Origin of the sequence: Brevibacillus sp. AF8, from assembly GCF_021270385.1 — a bacterium.
In the GTDB taxonomy this organism is placed as follows: domain Bacteria; phylum Bacillota; class Bacilli; order Brevibacillales; family Brevibacillaceae; genus Brevibacillus.
This window is the reverse complement of record NZ_JAGQDN010000005.1, coordinates 102,003-124,037: the sequence shown is the minus strand read 5'-3', so window position 1 is coordinate 124,037 and position 22,035 is coordinate 102,003. Positions and strand designations below refer to the sequence as shown.

At 46.6% G+C, this 22,035-nt stretch carries 26 protein-coding genes and 1 pseudogene; 6 read left to right on the top strand and 21 right to left on the bottom strand.

All coding sequences use genetic code 11. The features are described 5' to 3' along the window. Positions 1-196: 196 nt before the first annotated feature. The 4 genes from KB186_RS09915 to KB186_RS09900 all read right to left on the bottom strand — a co-directional run bounded on the left by KB186_RS09915 (position 197) and on the right by KB186_RS09900 (position 2,514). Positions 197-367 carry a YuiA family protein gene (locus tag KB186_RS09915; protein WP_173610079.1) on the bottom strand — a complete coding sequence of 57 codons (171 nt, stop codon included), beginning with the start codon at positions 365-367 and terminating at the stop codon, positions 197-199. Between the two features lie 159 nt (positions 368-526). Then, entirely contained in the window at positions 527-1,003 is a 477-nt protein-coding gene (locus KB186_RS09910; protein ID WP_173610078.1) for an NUDIX domain-containing protein, read from the bottom strand. Positions 1,004-1,067: 64 nt separating this feature from the next. Then, positions 1,068-1,319 (bottom strand): hypothetical protein, encoded by a 252-nt coding sequence (locus KB186_RS09905; protein WP_173610077.1) that lies wholly within the window; start codon positions 1,317-1,319, stop codon positions 1,068-1,070. Between the two features lie 4 nt (positions 1,320-1,323). Next, positions 1,324-2,514 carry an NAD(P)/FAD-dependent oxidoreductase gene (locus KB186_RS09900; protein WP_173610076.1) on the bottom strand — a complete coding sequence of 397 codons (1,191 nt, stop codon included), beginning with the start codon at positions 2,512-2,514 and terminating at the stop codon, positions 1,324-1,326. 348 nt (positions 2,515-2,862) lie between these two features. Here KB186_RS09900 and KB186_RS09895 point away from each other — a divergent pair, with 348 nt between their 5' ends. Both KB186_RS09895 and KB186_RS09890 read left to right on the top strand, forming a co-directional pair. After that, a complete protein-coding gene (locus KB186_RS09895; protein WP_106783852.1) occupies positions 2,863-3,873 on the top strand; it encodes an NAD(P)/FAD-dependent oxidoreductase in 1,011 nt (336 codons plus the stop codon). Positions 3,874-3,984: 111 nt separating this feature from the next. Beyond that, entirely contained in the window at positions 3,985-4,275 is a 291-nt protein-coding gene (locus tag KB186_RS09890) for a hypothetical protein (RefSeq protein ID WP_232773512.1), read from the top strand. 29 nt (positions 4,276-4,304) lie between these two features. On the opposite strand, the gene KB186_RS09885 is transcribed toward KB186_RS09890, so the two are convergent. From KB186_RS09885 to KB186_RS09870, 4 genes are all read right to left on the bottom strand, one after another. Further along, positions 4,305-4,925 (bottom strand): hypothetical protein, encoded by a 621-nt coding sequence (locus KB186_RS09885; protein ID WP_232773511.1) that lies wholly within the window; start codon positions 4,923-4,925, stop codon positions 4,305-4,307. Between the two features lie 49 nt (positions 4,926-4,974). After that, entirely contained in the window at positions 4,975-5,334 is a 360-nt protein-coding gene (locus KB186_RS09880) for a hypothetical protein (RefSeq protein WP_007716752.1), read from the bottom strand. Positions 5,335-5,727: 393 nt separating this feature from the next. After that, complete coding sequence (locus KB186_RS09875) at positions 5,728-6,108, bottom strand: cupredoxin domain-containing protein (RefSeq protein ID WP_173610072.1); 381 nt, start codon at positions 6,106-6,108, stop codon at positions 5,728-5,730. A 120-nt stretch (positions 6,109-6,228) separates the two neighbouring features. Further along, complete coding sequence (locus KB186_RS09870) at positions 6,229-7,023, bottom strand: metallophosphoesterase (RefSeq protein ID WP_173610071.1); 795 nt, start codon at positions 7,021-7,023, stop codon at positions 6,229-6,231. Between the two features lie 55 nt (positions 7,024-7,078). On the opposite strand from KB186_RS09870, the gene KB186_RS09865 reads away from it, so the two are divergent. Continuing rightward, on the top strand, positions 7,079-7,660 hold the full coding sequence (locus KB186_RS09865; protein ID WP_217367104.1) for a hypothetical protein: 582 nt from the start codon (positions 7,079-7,081) through the stop codon (positions 7,658-7,660). A gap of 24 nt (positions 7,661-7,684) precedes the next feature. On the opposite strand, the gene KB186_RS09860 is transcribed toward KB186_RS09865, so the two are convergent. The 6 genes from KB186_RS09860 to KB186_RS09835 all read right to left on the bottom strand — a co-directional run bounded on the left by KB186_RS09860 (position 7,685) and on the right by KB186_RS09835 (position 12,998). Then, positions 7,685-9,166, bottom strand: coding sequence for a DUF4153 domain-containing protein (locus tag KB186_RS09860; RefSeq protein ID WP_221867900.1), 1,482 nt, complete (start codon positions 9,164-9,166; stop codon positions 7,685-7,687). Positions 9,167-9,288: 122 nt separating this feature from the next. Beyond that, positions 9,289-10,206: a hypothetical protein gene (locus KB186_RS09855; RefSeq protein WP_370646663.1), complete on the bottom strand. Its 918-nt coding sequence runs from the start codon at positions 10,204-10,206 to the stop codon at positions 9,289-9,291. Continuing rightward, positions 10,181-10,765: an RNA polymerase sigma factor gene (locus tag KB186_RS09850; RefSeq protein WP_173610067.1), complete on the bottom strand. Its 585-nt coding sequence runs from the start codon at positions 10,763-10,765 to the stop codon at positions 10,181-10,183. Before KB186_RS09850 ends, KB186_RS09855 begins: the two co-directional genes overlap by 26 nt. A 99-nt stretch (positions 10,766-10,864) precedes the next feature. Beyond that, the gene (locus tag KB186_RS09845) at positions 10,865-12,106 is read right to left on the bottom strand and encodes a DUF5050 domain-containing protein (RefSeq protein WP_232773509.1); all 1,242 of its coding nucleotides are present in this window, start codon (positions 12,104-12,106) and stop codon (positions 10,865-10,867) included. A 160-nt stretch (positions 12,107-12,266) separates the two neighbouring features. Beyond that, the gene (gene erpA / locus KB186_RS09840; protein ID WP_007716763.1) at positions 12,267-12,626 is read right to left on the bottom strand and encodes an iron-sulfur cluster insertion protein ErpA; all 360 of its coding nucleotides are present in this window, start codon (positions 12,624-12,626) and stop codon (positions 12,267-12,269) included. 150 nt (positions 12,627-12,776) lie between these two features. Beyond that, positions 12,777-12,998, bottom strand: coding sequence for an aspartyl-phosphate phosphatase Spo0E family protein (locus KB186_RS09835; protein ID WP_017251347.1), 222 nt, complete (start codon positions 12,996-12,998; stop codon positions 12,777-12,779). Positions 12,999-13,379: 381 nt separating this feature from the next. Between KB186_RS09835 and mqnE the strand changes: the two genes are divergently transcribed. Next, positions 13,380-14,483 carry an aminofutalosine synthase MqnE gene (gene mqnE, locus KB186_RS09830; protein ID WP_047072973.1) on the top strand — a complete coding sequence of 368 codons (1,104 nt, stop codon included), beginning with the start codon at positions 13,380-13,382 and terminating at the stop codon, positions 14,481-14,483. Positions 14,484-14,586: 103 nt separating this feature from the next. Here mqnE and KB186_RS09825 read toward each other — a convergent pair whose 3' ends face one another. Beyond that, a complete protein-coding gene (locus KB186_RS09825) occupies positions 14,587-14,850 on the bottom strand; it encodes a DUF1450 domain-containing protein (RefSeq protein ID WP_047072975.1) in 264 nt (87 codons plus the stop codon). A 173-nt stretch (positions 14,851-15,023) separates the two neighbouring features. On the opposite strand from KB186_RS09825, the gene KB186_RS09820 reads away from it, so the two are divergent. Together KB186_RS09820 and KB186_RS09815 are read left to right on the top strand one after the other, a co-directional pair. Then, positions 15,024-16,091, top strand: a complete 1,068-nt coding sequence (locus tag KB186_RS09820) for an NAD(P)/FAD-dependent oxidoreductase (protein WP_173610065.1) — start codon at positions 15,024-15,026, stop codon at positions 16,089-16,091. 111 nt (positions 16,092-16,202) lie between these two features. Beyond that, positions 16,203-17,063 (top strand): MBL fold metallo-hydrolase, encoded by an 861-nt coding sequence (locus KB186_RS09815; RefSeq protein ID WP_232773508.1) that lies wholly within the window; start codon positions 16,203-16,205, stop codon positions 17,061-17,063. A gap of 71 nt (positions 17,064-17,134) precedes the next feature. Here KB186_RS09815 and KB186_RS09810 read toward each other — a convergent pair whose 3' ends face one another. From KB186_RS09810 to KB186_RS09780, 6 genes and pseudogenes are all read right to left on the bottom strand, one after another. After that, on the bottom strand, positions 17,135-17,893 hold the full coding sequence (locus KB186_RS09810; protein ID WP_173610064.1) for a carbon-nitrogen hydrolase family protein: 759 nt from the start codon (positions 17,891-17,893) through the stop codon (positions 17,135-17,137). Between the two features lie 15 nt (positions 17,894-17,908). Next, positions 17,909-18,383 (bottom strand): annotated as a pseudogene (locus tag KB186_RS28430) (ATP-grasp domain-containing protein). 541 nt (positions 18,384-18,924) lie between these two features. Next, positions 18,925-19,266: a hypothetical protein gene (locus KB186_RS09795; RefSeq protein ID WP_173610062.1), complete on the bottom strand. Its 342-nt coding sequence runs from the start codon at positions 19,264-19,266 to the stop codon at positions 18,925-18,927. Positions 19,267-19,396: 130 nt separating this feature from the next. After that, positions 19,397-20,290 (bottom strand): hypothetical protein, encoded by an 894-nt coding sequence (locus KB186_RS09790; RefSeq protein ID WP_232773506.1) that lies wholly within the window; start codon positions 20,288-20,290, stop codon positions 19,397-19,399. A 245-nt stretch (positions 20,291-20,535) separates the two neighbouring features. Beyond that, the gene (locus KB186_RS09785; RefSeq protein ID WP_232773505.1) at positions 20,536-20,871 is read right to left on the bottom strand and encodes a YuzD family protein; all 336 of its coding nucleotides are present in this window, start codon (positions 20,869-20,871) and stop codon (positions 20,536-20,538) included. 29 nt (positions 20,872-20,900) lie between these two features. After that, the gene (locus tag KB186_RS09780; protein ID WP_047072990.1) at positions 20,901-22,034 is read right to left on the bottom strand and encodes a bifunctional cystathionine gamma-lyase/homocysteine desulfhydrase; all 1,134 of its coding nucleotides are present in this window, start codon (positions 22,032-22,034) and stop codon (positions 20,901-20,903) included. Between the last annotated feature and the right edge of the window lies 1 nt (position 22,035).

The window sequence follows — 22,035 nt, the reverse complement described above, 5'->3', positions numbered from 1 at the left end:
CGAAAAAGACCTCCTGCCACCTTCTCCACCTTTTGCCACCTTTTCAGCAAATACAGGAAAGACGGGCTATTTTCGGTATTAAGTGTAGCAAAAAGGCGAGGGATCGGTCAATACGAGAAGCCTAGCCTATGTGTTGCATGCCTGACAGAAAAAACCGCCGATGCATTTGCTTCGACGGTTTTCTATGCGAGGTTAGTTACTCATATGGATGAGAAGAAACAGCTTCCTTCTGAGCGTCCTGTATACCAGCTCCGTCACAGTTAGGGCAATTCTCCGAGCCCCCCAGGAGCAGTTGGAAATACCCTTGGCCATGGCAGTACGGGCACTGTTCTTGTTTTTGTCTCATGTTGAGCTCCCCTTTCGGCATACATGCGTGAAAATTAATTGCATGTATATTCAGATTATTTAGATGTATCTAACTATATCAGAATCTCCCCTTGGTTCACAATGCAGTTCATTGCGAAAAAACATAAAAAAACCGCAATGTAAGCGGAAACATTGTGGTTTATCTAGCTTATTCGCAGGATTACTTAAAGATTTTATAGGAAGTGTATTGAAAAACGGGATCGATAGCAAATGATTGACCTGTCATTCCCTGCTCCCGTTTGATATAGTCCGGCAATATGATTTTCAAATAAGTCGAAGACAGCGGATCACGAAGCAGTTCTTGTATCGGCATAAATTTCGCCTCCGCAATCTCACCTTCCTGCGGACGTGGTTCTCCCCCTATGTAATCCATCCAAAAAACGACCATGTTGTCGCTAATGGACTCACGAATGACGCCCGAACGAATTCCCGCTACTTGTCGCACGACCGCCTCGATACCCGTTTCTTCCATCACCTCACGCACTGCTGCTTCATCTACAGTCTCGCCCTCCTGCACGAATCCTGCTGGAAACGACCATTGTCCTTTTAGTCCGCTGTACGTTTTTTTGACAACCAATGCTTCTTGCCCGCGAATAACAATCCCGCAAGCGCCTAGCCAAACCTTTCCTTCGCGCATCCAACTCTCTCCTTCCACATCTAGCTAAACGAAACCCCCGGCTCTACTTCGCCGGGGGTACCTATCAATCATCCTCGTCATCTAGGAGCCCATTATCGATCATGTATCGCAGATTTTCCCGATCCCTCTCGCGGCCCTTTTCCTTGAGCCGTTCGATGGCAGGCAGGATGAGAATATCTACTTCACGCTGTACATGCCATGCCAAATCGTGTCGCCCCTGCTCCTCCAGATAAAGGCCCACTTCCATCAAGGCATTGTACCGATCCATCTCTTCGCGGACCATGAGCCCCCGGACTTGAATGCTCGCGTGTCGCATCGTTTTACAGCTTTACTTTCTTCAGTGCGAGACCGACGCCGCCAATTTTGTACAAGTAGCGCAGGTCGCTCGCTTTTTTCATCATGGCTGCTGTGCTGCCGAACAGCTTTTTCGAACCGACTTGCCCGATACCCTCGCCTTTTCCAAGAGAGGCCAATGTCCCTTGCAGATGCGGAATGAATTTTTGTGGAAGATCGCCACGGACCAAGGCAGCGAGATTCTCACCCAGCGTCTCGCCTTCCTGGACCGCGATTTGCGCAGTTGGCGGGTACGGACGTCCTTCTTCGTTGAAAATCAAGGCACAATCTCCTACGACAAAAACATTCTCGTGACCAGGCGCACGCAGGTATTCGTCTACCTTGACGCGACCGCGCATGACTTCGAAGCCTGCTTTTTCCACGATGCTGTTGCCGCGGACACCTGCTGCCCAGATAACGGTCTTTGATTTGATTTCTTCTCCAGTGTTCAACAGTACGCCATCCGGGGTGCACTGCTTGATGGGTGTTCCAATTTTGAACTCGATGCCTTTTCTCTCCAATACATCTATTGCGTATTGGATCAGCTCTGGGTCAAAGCCAGGCAATGCAGTGGGTGCTGCTTCAATGCAGTAGACTTTCACCAGTTCTGGATCGACATCAAATTCCCGGCACAGCTCTGGCAGACGGTCGCCAAGCTCTCCGCAAAACTCAATGCCTGTAAAGCCAGCTCCACCCACAACAAATGTGAGGTAGTCCGTACGATCCGGCTCATTTTTAAATTTGGAGAACATGTATTCAATATGCTCGCGAATATTGCGGACCGCATTGATGCTGCGAATGCTAAACGCATGCTCCTTGAGTCCCTCAATTCCGAACGTTTCCGGCTCGCTGCCCAATCCGATGACGAGATAGTCGTACGACAGCACCTCGCCGTTTTCGAGCGTGACGGTCTGCTCCTCTGGCTGAATGGCTTGCACCGTTCCTTTGACAAAGTTGACTTTGTCCTTGTTCAAAATGCTATCCAAACTGACGCGGGCGTGATCCGCTGGTGCGGTGCCTGCAGCCGGCTCATGCAGCCAAGTCGTGATGTAATGATAGTTGTGCTTGTTGACCAAGGTGATTTCTGCCTCATTGTAGTTGAGCTTTTTCTGAAGCTGCAACGTTGTGAGCAAACCACCGTATCCAGCGCCAAGAATCAGGATTTTGGGTGTACCCATCAGTATCCCTTCCAATCATGTATGATTTCATTGTTCATGGTAACTTAAGGAAGATTGTGCGATTTTTCACGTGGTCTGGTACAAATTAAGATGCCCCAATTCATGATCCGGGTAGTATCGGAATTATTGCCCTGTGATGCCATCCGAACCACTCTGTGAAAAAATGCACAAAGTCAGCCATAGAAAAATGTGACAATTTCTTTACAGTCATCCTCATCTTATCGACAACCGATTGGATTTGCAAGGTTTTTTTGCCTATCATCTTTCGAATTTTTCTCCTGTTTTTCCACTTGTATGGGTTATAATGGTTGAGGAGTTCGCTTACGATTAATTCGGAGGTGCTTTGGATTGAATTTTCTGCAAAAGGACGAGCAAATCTACGACATTACGATCATTGGTGGAGGCCCTGCCGGGTTATTTACCGCTTTTTACGGCGGGATGAGGCAGGCCAGTGTAAAAATCATTGAGAGCATGCCCCAGTTAGGCGGGCAATTATCCGCTCTTTATCCGGAGAAGTACATATATGATGTAGCCGGATTTCCGAAGGTTTTAGCACAAGATTTGATCAATAATCTGAAAGATCAGATTTCCCGCTTTCAGCAGACCGTTTGCCTGGAAGAAAAAGTGGAAAATGTCGTAAAAAAAGTAGACGATGTGTTTGAAATTACAACGGACAAAGGCACTCACTACTCCAAATCCGTTATCATCACTGCTGGGGTAGGAGCGTTCGAACCTCGCAGGCTGGAACACCCAGATGCCGTCAAATATGAAAAATCCAATCTGCACTATTTTGTTACCGATCTGAACTCCTTCAAGGGACAGCGTGTAGCTGTTATTGGCGGCGGTGATTCCGCTCTGGACTGGTCCCTCATGCTAGAACCTATCGCAAAAGAAGTACACCTCATCCACCGCAGAGACAAGTTCCGCGCACATGAACACAGCGTAGAAATGCTCATGTCCTCCAAAGTAAACGTCACGACACCTTACGAAATTTCAGCTTTGCACGGCGAGGAGCGCATCGAAAAGCTCACACTGGCCAATTGCACGACAAAAGAAGAAATCGATCTGGAAGTCGATGCAGTCATTGTCAACTTCGGCTTCATCTCCTCTCTCGGTCCGATCAAGAACTGGGGGCTGGAACTCGAAAAAGGCTCTATCGTAGTCGATACACGCATGGAATCAAACATCCCGGGTATTTTTGCAGCAGGCGATATCGCAACCTACCCCGGTAAGGTCAAGCTGATCGCTGTCGGATTTGGTGAGGCCCCTACCGCTGTAAACAACGCAGTTTCCTACTTTAATCCGGATGCAAAACTGCAGCCTGGTCATTCTTCTAGCATGGACAACTTCAAATCGTAAAAATGTTTCGTCCCTGTTGTTGCCTCCGATGGCTGCGACAGGGATTTTTAATTCCTTGCATAACGGCTTTTGTTGGCGCGCACAGTAGAAGCAACGAGGAGGCGATACGCTTTGAATCATCTCTGTCCAGTCTGCAATGGCTTTACGCCGCTCCAACAAGCGTGTTCAACGTGCGGTCAAGCTATGCAAGATGCAGGCCGACTTTATGACTTTTATGGGAGCTACAGCCCGTACCGGGAGATAGACGATGCCAAGATGGACAACGGTTACCTAGATTGGAAGCGCCACCAATGCATTCATACAGGCTGGTGTCCCTCCTGCCAATCCGAAGAGATGGTCTTTCTGGATGAATGGACCCCCGTTATGCTTGTAACCGATATGGAAAAGGACGCGTACCAGTAAGTTGGTCACGTCCTTTTTTGTTCGAAACGTTATTTTTTCTTCATGGCCAGCTTTTCCGCCATGCGAGAATTGTTTGCTTGCATTTGCTCCAGCATTTGTTGAAGTGACTCCTTAATCTTGGCTGTATCACCAGATTCAATCGCAGAGTCAAAAGCTTCGTGTGTTTTTTTCATTTGCTCGATCCGAGCTTTTCGGGCGTCACGCTCTTCTTTTGGCCCCATGTTTTTGTCTTTCCATTCCTTGAACTGCTTTTCCATCTGTTCGTTGGTGATTTCGCCCTTTTTGACTTTTTCATTCAGCTTATTGATCAGTTGCTTCCGTTCTTCACGCTTCGCCTGCCACTTCGGGTCATCACTCAACGTCTCGAACTCGCTCATTAAACGATCTCGTTCTTTAAACGCTGCCTGCCATTTCCCCACGCTATCCGGTGCATATTTTTCCGCTAGCAAGAGCATGTACATTTTTTGATGAACGCCTCTGTTTGAGCTGTGTCGCACCTTCATGTGCTTCTCCCCATGCTCATCATGGCTGTGAGTCGGCTTGATCACCTGGGCAACTGTTTCAGTCACATCTTGGGCCAACGCGACACCCGGCATGGTGAGACCCATTAGCAACGCTGTTGTCATCATTCCTTGCTTCCACATCTTCATCCTATTCACTCCTTCTAGTAGATAACGTCTAACATCTATGATTGATCCGTTAAAAAGGACGCAACTCTTCTCTATCCAGCCCCAATAGCTTTACGAGGCCCATTTGCTCCAGATCACTTTTCGTTTTTTCGGTGCCATACTGATAAATAAGCTGGTAGATGGCCCGCAGGTTGTCATCGTATTCGTCGTTGTCCCGATCCGGCATGTCAGACCATAGCGTATGCCCATGCATCCACATCATGAAATCGCCGTGAACACAGTTATTGAACAGATCGCGCATCATGCCCACTTGTACGTCGGTCGCTTCGATCTCAAAATCGTACGTGGCGGAGCCTTTTTCATCGCGGATTTCTGCCACGGTCGTTCCCGCTTGCAAGGTCACGTAGTAGTGTTTCTTATCCAGTGTCACTCATCTCCTTTTTGGATCGTATCACCGACTTGAAAACTTTTCCTCCTTACCATGTGCAAAAATCGCAAAAACATGTATTTAACAAGCAAAAAAGCCCTCCATCAGGGGAGGACTCTTTCCTGCTTTCAATTTCGCCTGTACGTTATGATCGATCTTCTTTCCGCAAATTATGCCCGGTGTTCTCTCCTGTTTTCGGAGGAGTGCTGCGTGAGCCGGCGGATGCTTCCGTTGGGCGCTTGTCTTTGTTGTTGTGCTTGGACATGTAGTTCCCTCCCTTACTCGATGAGTAGCTGCCCATGTAGTATGTCCCCACCCGTGAAATGAAAAAACACCTTGACCCGCTAAGCAGGCCAAAGTGCTTGTTTGTTGATCTATGCCAATAAGAAAATCGAATTATTTCACGACTAATTTTGCTACCATCTTGGCATGATCTGGTCCACAGATCACGTTGCAAAAGATGGTGTACTCGCCAGCTGTATCGATTTTCATCGTTTTGCTGCCATCTTTTTGGAGGTCTACATCCAGCCCTTGGATACCAATACCGTGAAAGCCTTCTGTCGACTTGAAGTTGATCGTGAACTCTTCGCCTGCTTTTACTTCATAGGTTTCTTGATTGAATTTCCAGTTACTAGCTTCGATATTCACTTGTGTGCCTGTAGTCGCTGCAGTAGTCGCTGCACCCGTGCTAGCAGCTTCCTTGTCTCCGCCGCATGCTGTCATCAACATTGCAGACAATGCAACTGAAGAAATCAATAGACCCCACTTCTTGTTCACTTTTGACCCCTTCTTTCTTCTTTTTCTACACTTCCATCTTACTCGATGAGATCAATCCAAAATCTGACATCTTGTGAACGAACAGTGACGAATTGGGGAACGATTGTTGAACATGAGCGTTCATGTTGGATTGATCATGTATACCGTGATCTCTGGAAAGCAATTCAGCCGGATTGGCAGCCTGGAAGTACCTAGTCCGCGACTGATACCAAATACACCAACGGATTGATCCTCTTTTTGCCCGACATGAAAATGCTTGTAGGCGCCAACAGTCCGATTGAACAAGCGAATTTGTCCACCATGGGTATGTCCGCTCAAGAGAAGATCAGCCTTCAAATCCTCGTTGTGAATCAATGAGATTATATTGGGGGAATGGGCCAAAAATATCGTCATGTTCGCCTGCTGGATCTCTTGTTCCGGACGCTGTTCATTGCCGTAAATCGAATTATCGAAGCCATATATCCAAATGCGACGGCCGCCCTTTTCTATCACGGTACTCTCGTTTTCCAACACCTTCATTACCTGCTCCCAGGCCTCTTTTTGCGAATGGTAGGCAGCATCGGAATAGACCTTTTTGTGAAGTCTCCCCGCTTCTCTCTCGTAATTGCCAGGAACGAAGAATATTCCATCCCTGCTCTTTACTTTCGCTAGCTCGCTCAACACACGCGTCAACTGCCCGCTGTGCTGTGTCAAATCTCCCGTGACCATCACCAAATCGGGATCGTGGACATTCACCAGCTTGTGCAGCTCTCCATTCCAAAATCGTATTCGTCCATGAGGATCGGAAAGATGGACCAATGTAAGTGGAGGGACAGAAGGAATTGTCAGCTTCACTGTCGATGTTTTGACGTAAGTCGTATGGTAGGCGAGAAAGATTATTCCCACCAGGATACACATAATTGTCGTTGTCATCATTTTCGGAACAATCCTCGCTTTCTTCCGTCTTATGGTTTAGAGGAGTGGATCAGTGATGATTTTGAGGAACACTCAAGGTATTCTTACCGTTTTCTCGTTCATGCTTCTCTTCACCTTTTTCGTCCAACCTTTTCCTGCGTCTGCCTGTAGTTGTGCCAGACCTCCTGACCCTTTAACAGCAAAAGATCAGTCTGCTGCTGTATTTACAGGCAAGGTGCTCCAGGTAAATGAGCGAACAGACTGGCTTCGTTGGCTCCCCTTTTGGGATAAACCAGAGCGGGGAGGCTTTGATGTTATTTTCGAGGTGCAGTCCACGTGGAAAGGAGTAGATCAGACACAAGTTCAGATCGTCACCAGCGGCCTTGGAGGTGCATGCGGCATTCCTTTTCAACCGGGTCAAGAATATCTTGTCTATGCCTCTTATTGGGAGCTAAATGAGCTAGAAACCAATATCTGTACACGAACAGCCCTCAAAGCGGATGCAGGAGAAGACTTGCAAGCATTGGGGTCTGGTACAGTGCCTGTCCGTTCAGCAAATCTCGATTGGAATAATTATTTATCCACTGGAATTGTCATCATCATCGCAGGAGGAATCTTGTTCTATCTCTTTTTGTTTCAAACAAAACGGAGACGATAACTCCATCGTCTCCGTCCTCTAAATTCATTTCAGATAAGCTTTTGCCCGGTACTCCGAGAGATTAAAGGATTGCCAGGTATTGTCCTCATACAAAATCTCTTTCCGCTCTTGCAGCATCTCTATAAACCTTTCTTCTACCTTTCTATCCCGAACAAGCTCCATAACTGCTGGTATGGCATCATAAGACAGCTCGCTCAAATACTCGATGTCGATATGTCCAGTAGCATGATAGCGCTGTACATTGTTTTTGGCGATAATGACGTCCATATTCATGTAATTCAGAATAACGTAACTCACGAGTGTCACAATCGCGTAATACTTGATCAAGGAGAAACCGTCTCTCCAAATTTTCAAAAGAGCAATGATAAACAACACAAACAGAAAGATCATGAAAACGTGAGCTAACAGCCGCGTATGCGTATACCCGTAAGCATCCTCATACAGCGAGAGGCGAAAATAGGCGGACACAAGCATGAAGCCCGTACAAATCGTCAGCATACTCAGCAGAATTTGAATGATCTGGTAGAGCATTGGCTTTGCCCGTGATGCAAAGTGCATCGTACATAGGAGAATCAAGAAATTAATGACAGTGACGGTCACCAGCTCATTGAATCCATTTCTAGCATACTCGGCGTACGTCAATTCATCTGGTAAAACTCGCTTCGCCCCGATGAACAAATACGATATCTGAATGTATGTAAACGCTGTATACACAATATTGATGATCGCCAGAATCGTTACAAGGATAACTCCGTCCCAGACGATCTTTTTGTCATCTTCGGGTACCGGCAGTTCCACTACTTCTTCTCGTTTCCCGAAAAGAGAATACATGTAAGCAAACACAAGGATCGTAATGAGCCCGATTAGCATCATTCGAAAGATTGCTTCAAGTGAATCGACATCAATCACCCTTCGCGGGATTTGCCCCAGAAAATGTCCAAACACACTATCCGCATTCGAAAGCAAGGAGAGTACAATCACCAGAAGAGGCACCGAAATGGCGATTCCGATGAAAACCTTCTTCATTACGCCATACTTCTCCTGGTCCACCCTGTCCTTGATCCGTTCCTTTGTCAGCCTAAATGGCAGGCGCGTATACTTCGGGGTGTAAAGGAGCAATGTCTCCACCATCTCCATGAAAAAGCCTGCTTCGTACCATTTCGCTTGATGACGCTTGGTGATTAGAATCGTTTGGATCACAAATAAAAACGGAATCAGTACCAGGTTGAACAGATGAAAATGAGGATTGGAAAATAGAAAAAAGGTTAGCGCCAGTAGAAAAATCGGAAGCGTCCATATCCAGTCGAATACTTGCTTTCGAGAAAAGCGTAAATGAATGCGTTGCCTAGCCTGCCAAATAAAAAGACCGTACAGGCCCATTACGAACAACAGATAAGAGATGCCAAAGCCTTTCCCGTAAAACATCCAGTCAAACAGTATGCCGATCCCAAATGCCCCTAGCAAAAGCCACTGCAAGCCTTTTTGTTCTTGCGTAACATCAGCCAAGCTCTTCACTCCTTACGACTTTTTGCCCCAAAAAATAACGTAAGAGCAGACTCCATAAAAGAGCTGCTCTTGTAAGTACGTGCATAATTGGTGAAATGTTACAATTTTTACCCAAACTGTTTTTACTTTAAATTCTCGGCAATCAACAGCAATTCTTTTTTCGTCAACGCTGGATTCATGGCACCCACTTCAATGAGCCTGTTTTTGTCCTCTTGATAAACCTTTACAAGTTTTTGTTCGGTTCCATCCAATAGCTTCTGAGCTACATACATTCCCTCATATTTTTGGACTTTCACTTTTTCTACAATTGCATCCTCTCCTGCTGCTTCTTCGATCCATTTCACACCTTCAAAGTTCGTGATGGCAATGTACACGTCCCCGTCCGTCCCTGCTCCTTCACTCCCTTTGTACAACGTAAAGACTCTATTTATTGTCGGCTTAGGAGATACTTTTCGCATGACGATTTGTTTCTTGTCCTTCTCCGCCTCCTTGTGCATTTCTGCGAATAATTCTGGTTGGCTATAATCAAATGGATACTCGACATGTCCTTTTAAGAATTTGTAGCCACCCGCTATCTCTGCTGGTACCTCATAAAAGCTGCCCACTTCTTTCTGCAATGGTGGTGTGGCCAAATGTTCAACAGGAATATATGTGAAGGAAACACGTTTTTTCGGATTGTCCGGTCCAGGTATATAAATAGCTGCCCCTTCTCCTTGCTTCAGCGAGTTTCGTGCGTCTTCAAAAGTTTTCATTGTTTCAGCGCTGCTTTTTTCCTGTGGAGTAGTAGTCTGCTGCACTTTTACTACTGCTTCCCCTTTTTCATTCTTCAATTCGTATACCTTCATGGCTGCATATGCGGATGTTCCTCCAAACACAAGAATAGCCGCAACCAGTAATCCCAATCTTTTTTTCATCTGTTTTCCCTCCGGTATATTTTTTCGTTCCTTAATTTTTTGAAGGACTTGATCCTTGACATCGAAATCATCGGCGGCTGCTAGTAACTGCTGTTTCCAATCATCGGGTTGCTGAGATCGAGTCATGTCTATCACCGCCTTCACTCACGAGCATGTAAGATTTACATTTTTTCAATGCACGCTCATACTGTTTTCGCAGCGTAGCTGGCTTTGTATCGAACAATAAGGCCAGCTCGTCGTAGCTGCGTTCTTCCACCACACGCAAGATCAGGAGATTCCGCTCCTTTACGGATAGCTTTGATATCGCTACATGAAGAGGGTTGTTCAAGTACTCGGTATCTTCTATCTTCTTTTCACCCTCATGGCGACTAACCGTCTGAATTCCCGCTCGCAAAAAAGTGACCACGCGATTCAGCTTCGCCCTGTTTAACAAGTTCAAGCAATGATGATACGCGATCTTATACATCCATGCCGAGAAAGAAACGTTGTGTCGATAGCTGTCCAACTGCTCGAATGCCTTCAAGAAAACCTCCTGGACAGCATCCTCTGCTTCCTGCCGGTGTCCCAGCATGTGATAGCAATACACGAACAACGGCTTTTGCATCGCATCGATGATCAAACCAAATTGGTCGATATCCCCGGATCTGACCTCCTTTAGCACTTGCTCCATTTCCCTATGATCCAAGCCCTCTCACCTCCGATTCGCACGTATAACAAACAAAGGCGTCATTTTGTGACAGATTGCCGCAAAAAAAAATCCATACCGAAGTATGGATTCCTTGTGTTATTTCCACTGAACCTTGTAAAGCTCATTGTTCGTTTTGGCATAAAGAATGTATTGTGCGGGTACGTTTATCTCTACAATCGCATCGCTCTTCAAGTCCATGATTTTCTCTGTTTGATCTGAAGCGAGCTGTGTCCGGTATAAAGCTTTGTCGCTGTCCAGATAGAAAATGTTTCCACCTACGACATCGACGATTTTTCCCTTGATCTGCTTGCCATCTTGCAAGTGTTTACCCTCTTTTGAAATCAGTACATGCCGAAAGTTGCTATCTACGTAGGAAATCGCGTCGGTATAAACCTCAAAGCTGCCGCCTTTACTTACATCTATTTTCGTGTCATCTTTTGTAAGCTTCGTTTTTTCTGACCCATTCAGCTTCATTTTATAAAGTCCGTGATCAAGGCTGTCATGGAAGTAATACCAGCCATTCGAAACCGTTGCTAAGTCTACATTTTCAAGCACTTCCTCTATTTTGTCCGAATTGGTTTTCGCTTTATACAGCATCGCGCGGTTGTCGTCCGTATAAGCCGTAAAGTACATATCGCTTTCATCCAAGACAAAGGACGTAATCTTGTCTCCCACAAATTTCACAGCTTCCGGCGCGCTGCTACCTTGCTTTACTTTGTAAAGAGAGCTTTGCTGCAGCCCTTTTTCCGCTGCTGGATCGTTGACCTGCAAGTAATAAATCTCTTGATTTCCTCGATAGATTTTACCGGTCACCTGATTGGCTGGAGTCACTTTCATCGGACTCTCATTGACCAATTTATCCTTGTAGATCGTACCCTTCAGCTTGCTGTCAGCATCTGCGACAAAGAAGAATTTCCACTCGTCTCCTACCCGAATGATGCCAGACGCCGCACCCTGTATCTCCTGCTTGTCCTCGCCCTTCATGGTTAGTGTGAGTTTAATCTCATATTTTCCTTTTTCCGAGGGAGTAAAGGTTCCTGTTATCTCATACTTCTCTTTTCCTTCCGTGACCTTCACGTCTTCCATCACGAGATCCTCATCAGGACCAGTGAAGTGAAACTCCGCATCCCCTTTTATCTTCCCGTGTTTTGCAATCGTTGCTGTTACCGTGACTTTCTCACCCACATTCACATCGAGTTGTGGAAATAACGTCAGATTGCCTGCCACATATCCTTTTGACTTCATCTGTGGTGCCGCGTCAATGGTAGCTGGAATAGCCGTACACAAAAGGATAGTCGAAAATACGCAAGCAGTAAGCCATTTGAATTTCTTCACCATAACAATCCTGCCCCTCATCCTTTCATTTCACTTCCGATTATTACCAACTATAAATGTCAGTTCATATTTTGTAAATTTCTTTTATTTCGTACAAAAAAATACCCCTTCAACTCGTGCGCAATCATTCACACAAGTCGAAGGGGTTCTGTCCTTATCCTTCTTAGTCGTCACATTTCTCCGCTTTTCCTTCAGCCAACGCTGTTTTGAACGAAGATCCACAGCCACAAGAAGCGACTGCATTCGGATTCTCGATGGAGAAGCCTCCACCCATCATCGATTCCTTGAAATCGATCTCTGTACCTTTAATGTATGGGTAGCTGTCCTTATCGACAACAATTTTCACACCGTTTTGCTCGAAGGTCTCGTCGCCTTCTTTCATCTCTTCGTCCCAGCCCATCCCGTAGGTAAAGCCGCTGCAACCACCAGTTCTGACACCTACCCGCAAAAACACATCGGGCTTGCCTTCTGCTGCCAGCATTTCTTTTACTTTCAGACTGGCGCGCTCTGTCAATGTAATCATGCTTCTTTCCCTCCTTCACAGGCTCATCATTCCTGCACTTGTTACAACCAGTATATTCAGTTTACTAAGAAACGCTTCTTCCCACAAGGTTCCCCTGCACTTTACGCGTTCATTCTCTCTTTCCAAATAAAAAAGAAGGGTTTCCCCTTCCTATGCAAAATGTGCATTGTTTTCCATTAAATAAAATCTATACGCTTTCTTCCGGTTCCCTGCCTTAGACAGACTATGATCGATCTGGTTCAGTTCGTTGTGTAGTTGATCAATTTGTATACTGTATTCTAGGACATCTGGATGATCTAACCCAAACTCTAACCCCATATATACCATACGCTGTCGAAGGAGTTCGATTTTCTCGAGCAAAACGTCCCGCATTTGAAGCTCCTCCTAATAATAGATCAGGCTTTCTTACTATATTTTACAAGAACAGCTAGAATTTCGCAAACGGAAAATTCCTACTTTCCCCAATTAATGCCGATATTTGTTAGTTTTTTACAATATTCCGTACATAGAAATAACGACTTTTCATGAACAATGGAGTGGAAAATCGGGCGAAGAGGAGCCGAGTGTAGAGTTGGAGAACTTATGATATTGTTCGTACTTACCAAGAGGTTTATAATATAGGTGCTCTTGTTGCCCGAGATTCGCTTTATTCCTAAGAGCTTATCCACTCCCATGGAACGAATATCGATTGGGTACGACTGGATTAAAGCTCTTTCATCTAAGAACCATTGACTTTGAAAGGAAGTGTTTGGAATGGCGCTTGAAACGATTGCCATACAAGACAAATCTCTCGCCGGAATTGCAGAAAAAGTTATGCATGGCGAAAGACTTACCTTGGAAGACGGTGTCACCCTTTTTAATTCCAACGATCTTTTGACGATTGGACAATTGGCTAACGTTGTTAACTATCGCAAGAATCAGGATAACGTTTACTTTTTGCAAAATCTGTACATCAACCCAACCAACGTATGTGAAGCTCATTGCAAATTCTGTGGCTTCCGCCGCGATGAAGGGGATGAAGGTGCCTACACGATGAGCATGGAAGAGTTGCTTCATTATGTAGAAACGCGCTTCCATCCGGGTATCCGTGAATTCCATATCGTTGGCGGACATAACCAGCACAAGCCATTTGAATACTACCTCGACACCCTTCGTACCTTGAGAAAAGCGTACCCGGATGTGACGATTAAATCGTATACAGGTGCTGAGATCGAGTTCTTCTCCCGTATTTCCGGTCTATCCATCCGCGAGGTTTTGCAAGAGCTGATGAAAGCTGGTCTGCAAAGTCTTACTGGTGGTGGCGCTGAAATTTTGACTGAGCGCTATCGTATGAAAATGAGCCCGGAAAAAGCAAGCACAGACATGTACCTGCAAGTACACCGCACGGCTCATGAGTTGGGCTTGAAAACACATACCACCATGCTGTACGGCTCCATTGAGACGTTGGAAGAGCGCGTGATTCACATGCTCCGCCTGCGCGAGCTGCAAGATGACACAAACGGCTTCATGGTTTTCATTCCATTGGCTGTTCAACCGATCAAAGCAACAGCTGGCATCAAACGCCGCAACTCTGCCATTGATGATTTGAAAACAATGGCAATCAGCCGTCTGATGCTCGATAACTTCCAACATATCAAAGCATACTTCATCAACATCGGTACCCAGCTCACACAGCTTTCTCTGCAAATGGGAATTTCCGATGCTCACGGAACCTTGATCGAGGAGCGCATCAGCCACTCAGCCGGTGCACTTACCCAGCAGGCTCTGACAGTAGATGAGTTGGTTTGGTTGATCAAAGGCGCAGGAAAACGCGCCCTGGAACGCGATACCTTCTACAACGTGATCAAAGAACATTAATCCATAAAAAAGCTGATGCTCCAAATCACTTGGGCATCAGCTTTACTATTTTGATACGTGCACGGTTGATCATGCTCCCCGATGAACATCCTAAGAGAACAATCTACAGAGGAAAATCTGCATCCAGCAGTTCTTCTTCCTCCCGTAATTTATTCTTGATTTTCACCAGTAATTCATCCGCTGTTGGAGCTTGTACCAATGTGCCGTTTACAAGCGCGAATGGTTCCATGTAGCATTCACCGCAATACCCTAGACAGCCGTACTCGAGTACGTCCACATCCAGATCAGGATCATTTTCCAATGCATCCACGACGGATTGCGTATAAGAGGAAACATTGCTCGCGCAAAATTCTACTAGTGGTTTCATCTATTGTCACCTACCGATTATTTCGACATCATCACGTACTTTATTGTACCGCGACTTTGATAAAAATCCAGCGGAGAAAACGGGAAAAAGATTCTGCTTGCATTTTTAGTGAAAGAGACTAAAAATAGAGTGGGTGCTGTAAAAAACGGACAGAAGAAAGGACTAGACCTTCTATGAAACGACTTGTGATCCTTGGAGGAGGATACGGGGGTCTTCGTATTATTGAGCGAGTCCTGTCCCCTGATTTACCAGATGACGTATTTATAACCCTCGTAGACCGTATGCCGTTTCATGGCTTGAAAACAGAGTATTACGCTCTGGCGGCAGGTACTACACCGGAATCCCACCTGCGTGTTACTTTTCCAAATGATCCACGCCTGACCGTCAAATACGGAGAAATTGCTGGCGTGGAATTGGACGAGCAGGTCGTCAATTTTGCTAACGGGGACACCCTCTCCTACGACTGGCTTGTAATCGGATTGGGTTGTGAGGATCGTTACCATGATATCCCTGGTGCTGATCAATTTACGTGTTCGATTCAAACCATGGGAGCTACTCGCAACACATACATGGCAATCAATAATGTGAACCCATACGGCACGGTTAGCGTTGTAGGCGGTGGTCTTTCCGGGGTGGAAATGGCTGCTGAGCTGCGCGAGAGCCGTCCCGACCTGAATGTACGCATCATCGACCGCGGTCAAAGCATTTTGAGCCCATTCCCGAAAAAACTTCAGGAATATGCTTCTCAATGGTTTATTGAGCACGATGTACAGCTTGTTTCCATGGCGAATGTCACTGGTATCGAGCAAGGGATCGTGTACAACCACAACCAGCCTGTTGAAAGTGATGTTATCGTATGGACAGCAGGTATTCAAGCGAACAAAATCGTGCGCTCTCTGCCGATCGAAACAGACAACATCGGACGCGCCAAACTAAATCAGTATCATCAAATCCCATCCCATACGAACGTGTATGTGGTAGGCGACTGCGCAAGCACCATCATTGCGCCGAGCGCACAAACAGCTGAGATCCAAGGCGATCAAATTGCCCTGATGTTGAAAAAAGACATCAAAGGTGAGGAGTATCCAGCCTCATTGCCTGTTCTCAAGCACAAAGGCTTCCTCGGTTCCCTCGGCAAAAAGGAAGGCTTTGCCAGCATGGGGAAAATGTCTCTGGTCGGTCAGATGGCTCGTGTCATCAAGAGCGGTCAGCTATGGATGTACAAAAAGCATATGGGATAGTGTACAAGCCTGTTGGCCGGATGGTCTAACAGGTTTTCTTTTTGTATATAATCTCCAAGCTGAATCGGCATAATATCGTAGACCGTAATAACCAGCTTGGAGGTTTTTTTAGTGGAATCAAACACATATGAGGATATGAATGATACGCTGGCTGACAACTACATGCCGATGACTTCCTTTCGAAGTGGAGTCGAAGAGACAGTCAGATCAGATGTAGCATGCTACACCATTCAAATTGTGAACATCGCGCTGGTCGGAGGTTCACATTCATGGGTTCTGATAGATGCGGGGATGCCGCAATCGGCGGAACAAATCATCGAGATTGCCCGGGAGCGCTTTGGTGAAGAAGCAAAGCCAAGAGCCATCCTGCTCACTCACGGTCATTTCGATCATGTCGGGGCAGTCGTCGAGCTCGTAAAAGTGTGGAGGGTTCCCGTCTATGCCCATTCGCTTGAAATCCCTTATTTGACAGGTCAAAAATACTATCCGGAGCCAGATGGAACGGTTGAGGGCGGGCTGCTTGCGAAGATATCACCGTTGTTTCCAAATGAACCAATCGATTTGGGCAGCCATGTTCATCCTTTGCCCGAAGACGGGAGTGTTCCCGGAATGCCTGGATGGCGCTGGATACATACGCCTGGACATTCGCCCGGGCACATTTCGTTCTTTCGTGATGAAGACAGAACTCTTCTCGCAGGAGACGCTTTTGTTACGGTAAAGCAGGATTCGTTGTATCAAGTCGTGACTCAGCAACGGCAATTGACCGGTCCCCCTGTTTATTTGACAACCGATTGGCAGGCAGCTTGGCAATCCGTCGAAAAGCTTGCCAATCTCGCCCCTGCGTATGCAATCACTGGTCACGGTCCACCTATGTATGGCCAGGAATTGGCCGATGGATTGGTCCAATTGGTTGCTGAGTTTGATCGGATAGCTGTTCCCAAGTATGGACGATACGTGGATATGGAGATGTAGACTGGTACAAAAGCTGACGTCGGGATCGTATGGACGTCAGCTTTTTATGGTTGGTAAGAAGATGCCTTTTCCTACTCAACCAACCTGGGCTGGAATCGCTGGGCCAATAATCGCGTAGCTTTCGCAGGATCAATCTCGAACACAAGCAGCTCTTCGCTCCCTGAAACCGCCACACAAAGCCGTTCCCCGGTCGGTGAGATCAAAGCTGTCGTCACTTGTTGATTTGGAATCGCGTAGTTCACACTGGCGAAGTAGATGTTGTTTTCCAAGCTTCGGCAAACCATTGCCCCGTTGTAAAAATCGGGATTGCTGACTTCTCCTGTAAACATCGGATGGAAAACGATGCTCGCCCCACGGCGTGCCGCCCACCGTACCGTCTCTGGATATCGCCATCCTTCATGGCAAATGACAATGCCAAACGCCACATCCTCTATCGTAAACATTTGCCGCCCTTCGCCGGGAATATAGTCAAACTGATCCTCATCTGGATCGATCTGATTTTTTATTTGCAGCCCAAGGTCTTCTCCCTGTTTCCCCACCACAAAGGCGACTAGATGATAGCCGCGCTCATCCTTCCATTCCATCGGTAAAATGACGGCGAGCTGGCGTTCCTTCGCCAGAGCACGAATCTCTTCCAAAGCTCTCCGTTGTACCTCATGATCGTATGCTTCCACTTCATAGCCAACACCGCGCAGCCCCGGAATCATCGATTCAGGAAAGCAAATCAGATCGCAATTGTTTTGCGCAGCATTTATCATCTGCTGCTTAATGATTGCAAGCCCCTCCGCCGCTGATTGGGGGAACCTCGTCTGAGCCAGGCCTATTTTCATGGGAAATCCCTCTTTCTATAGAAAATTTCTTTTTAACCTCGTGAAAAATTCAAATCTATCAGCCTGTTCAGGCAGAGCAGACACCTGTGCATCCCCTAGCTCAAGGATGGTCCACGAGCCATTTTCCAGCTTGGCGATATCCATAGTAAAAAAGCGGCTCTTGATTTTTTTCGCTACCTCTAAAAATGGCTTGAGATCTGGCAGCGTTTCGTCATATTGTCCTTCCTCCCAGTAATTTTCCATGTACATGGGTTCACCATCCAAAAAGAAAACGCGATATTCCTGGGATAATGGCATGTTGCTCTGCGAGTGATGGGTCAAAAATTGAAGCTTCAGAAATTCTCGAAAGACGACTCCCTCATTCAACTCATCCTGTTGCAGCCAAAAATCGGCTTGTCACTTTCTGTACCTTTTCATTATCGGAGGCATCGGGAATATAGCAGGCCTCATTCCAATCGTGTTTTCGAGATTTCACAAAATCTTTGATCATGATCGGAGCCTGTCCAAATCTCTTTACAATCCGATACACGTTTTCAAATGACGCGTCTATCTCTTCTTTGTGCAGCCAGACCGACAGCGGGGTGAAATCTTTGATGATCTCATAAGATTCAGGCAGGTAATGGCAATGCACGTACTTTTCGGGTGTATTGATTAACTCTATATTTTTGGCTAGCAGCGCGTCGTACAATTTTTGGTACAGGAACGGCTTTAGCATCCATCCCCTGTAGATAGCCGTTACTTTTTCAGGAGAGGGTTGGATTTGTTTCACTGCCCCTAACGGGTTGTCCTGGTATATCAGTTGTTCCAAGCTGATCAGATGAATGTCCAAGCCGAGTTGTTTTGCGCACGTATACTCATATTCATAGGTTTCATCGACTTTGTTTTCTTGAAATGGTTGACCGCAAAATAGGACTTTCATCTGCACGATCCTCCTCTCAGAAAAATTGGAAATATCATCCCATTATACAAGATAACTCTTTGAACGTAAAAACCGTCAAGACTAATCCTGACGGTTTTCTCATCTTGCTATTTTATCTCTTTTGGACACGTAAAACAGGCACTTTTTTCGGTTCAAAGGTGTCTGCCAGTATCTTCTCTTGAATGACATTCAGCTTGAGCAAGCTCGAAATTTTCCCGGTATCCGCCTTCGACATGAGGCGCCAAAGCGAAGGATCGGGCAAGGCGTTGTAAAGGCGATCATCGTTGTATTCTCGCCGCTCCTGATAGGAGATCAGCAGCTTGTATTCGCCTTCTTCTGCGCTGCCTGCTTCGCTGTAAGCTTCAATCAGTTTACTCCGCAGCTCGTTCAACTCTTCCTCTACCTGCTTCTGAATTTCCTTCAACTCGTAGTAGCGAGCAATCGGTTGGTCCATCCGCTTTTCCTCCTTTAGTTACCCCTGTACCCAAAATCCTTATGAGGAAAAGTCCGTTGGCAGAACCATTCGCTGGCAACGAAAAACAGCCTCCTTTTTTATAGGAGGCTGCGGTCAAGCTCTGCCATTATTATTTTTCAATTATCGTGTTGATCGCTTCACCCGGGTGTTTTTTCAAGAAAGTAGAATACTCTACTTCCCATGGATTCCATTTGCCTTCCCCTTGGTAGCCCCATACGGAATTGATGCGGGAAACGGTATCTGTGTTGTTCATCCCTACAAGTCGTTGCTCCCCGACGAGCTCAAATGTGCCGTTCGCATCCATATCGACTGGAGTCAAAGAGCCGAATGGATAGGAGAATACAGAAACAGCATCTTCTGTTGGCTGCACTTTGCCTGCTTTGTCATACAGCTTGGCAGCTACGTATACATCCTGGTTCGCACTTACGTCAAGCGTCAGGGGCTTATCCAGGTGGGAGCCTTTGCCCTCTACTTTAAAGCCATCTACGAATTTCCCCTCGTAACGAATTCCTTCGTTTTCCTTTTCACCAAAAATCACGGCTGGTTTGCTGTTTTCAAAGGTAGCGATTACGTGATTGTAGACACCGCCGCTTCCGCCAGTCGCTGTTTTCACGAAAGCATCCGCAACATGATCACCCGTGAAGTCTACGAGAGTCAGCTCGCCTTCATAGCCGCCCAGCTCTTTGATATCGGTTTGGCTATAAGCGCCTGATTTTCCGTCTTTCACTACAATGTTCATATTGGAGGAATAGATGTCATCCGCTTTTTCTTTTTCACCAATCAGATATACGACATCATCCTTCTTATCGCCATTCACGTCAGCCGTTTTTTGATCGATCACATAGGTGTTTTTCGCGAGCTTCAATTCAGTTGCGGCAGAGAACAGCTTTCCTTTTTCAGAGTCTGCGTGAGCTACTTGTGTATTCATTGCAGAAAATCCAGTAACGCCTACAACTCCTGCGAGCAGCAAATATGTAACAAGCTTCATCCATTTTTTATTCATCGTTATGGCCTCCACTAGATGGTAAGTTATTGGTTACATTTACTACTATAGGACGAAGCCTGCTCTAGTTCGTTACAGAATGTTTACGAATGATATACAAAAAGTAAACAGCACGTTATTTGTCGTTATCCAGCACACTTTTGATATTGCTGTCTCGCGGCTCCAGTCCCATACGCAATTGAAAAAAGCGACCAGGCTCATGCATCTGGTCGCTGTAAAAGATAATTGTCATTGCTCTTATGCTGTTATTCGGCATCTGCTGTCGAAGCAATCGGCCGCACGCCCATGCTCTCCAGCTTTTCATAGATATCCTTTAATTTCGGATTTCCCTCACCGACAATTTCCCCGGAAATTACGACAAGCGGATACCATAAATCTTCCTCGATAATGCGATTCGCCCAGCTTTTGTCATCGTCTGTCTGCGGCTGTTGAAAGTCGCTATAAACGATGCGGATGCTGTCACTCCTATACTTGCGAGAGAGTGCCGCCTCCAGCCACTCGGCTGTTTCCTTTGCAGATGGCAAATTGACGCAGCTCGCGCACAATTGCTCTGTCCCAAAAACCTTGATATCGACAGTCACTATATCCGCCCTCCCCCGGGTCAACTAGCTTAGGACAATGCTTGGTCGAGGTCCTCGATCAAGTCCTGAACATCTTCAATACCAACAGAGATGCGCACCAGGCCATCCGTAATGCCCAGCTCAGCACGGCGCTCTGCCGGGATAGAAGCATGTGTCATGCGTGCAGGTACGCTGATCAAGCTCTCCACTGCACCCAGCGATTCTGCCAGCGTGTAGTATTTTACCTTTGCCAACACTTCGTCAGCACGCTCTGCGCTGCCTACGTCGAAGGAAATCATGCCACCAAATCCACGCGCTTGTTTTTTAATCAGCTCATGACCGGAATGGCTGGACAGACCAGGATAAATGACGCGTTTGATGTCGCTGCGCTCAGACAGCCATTTTGCCAGCGTACGAGCATTGTGCTCATGCTCTTCCATTCGAATACCCAGCGTCTTCATACCGCGGAGCAAGAGCCAAGAATCTTGTGGTCCAAGCACACCGCCGATTGCATTTTGTACAAAATGGAGGTCTTCGCCCACTTGCGCATCTTTTGCTACGACCAGACCTGCTACTACGTCGCTATGTCCACCCAAATATTTCGTTGCGCTGTGGAACACGATGTCAGCACCGAGATCCAGCGGATTTTGCCAGTATGGCGTCATGAACGTGTTGTCTACCACGAGAAGCACGCCTTTTGCTTTCGCGATGCCTGCCAGCGCGCTGATGTCGCTCACTTTCAGCAGAGGGTTTGTCGGTGTTTCCATGATGATTGCTTTGGTTTCCGGGCGAATTGCCGCCTCTACTGCTGCCAGATCGCTCGTATCTACGTAGGTTGCTTCCAGACCCATACGGGAGAATACGCGTGTAACGACACGGTAAGTACCACCGTATACATCGTCACCTACCACGAGATGGTCACCTTTGTTGAACATGGAGAGGATGGTAGAGAGTGCCGCCATACCAGAACCAAATGCAAAGCCGCGTGCGCCGCCTTCGATTTCGGCGATGTATGTTTCCAATGCGTGACGGGTCGGATTCCCGGTACGGGAGTATTCAAAGCCCTTGTGAACGCCAATGGCTTCCTGTTTATACGTACTTACCTGGTAAATTGGAACGGATACGGCTCCTGTATGTGGATCTCCATCGATTCCGCCGTGGATCAGACGAGTTTTGATACGCATC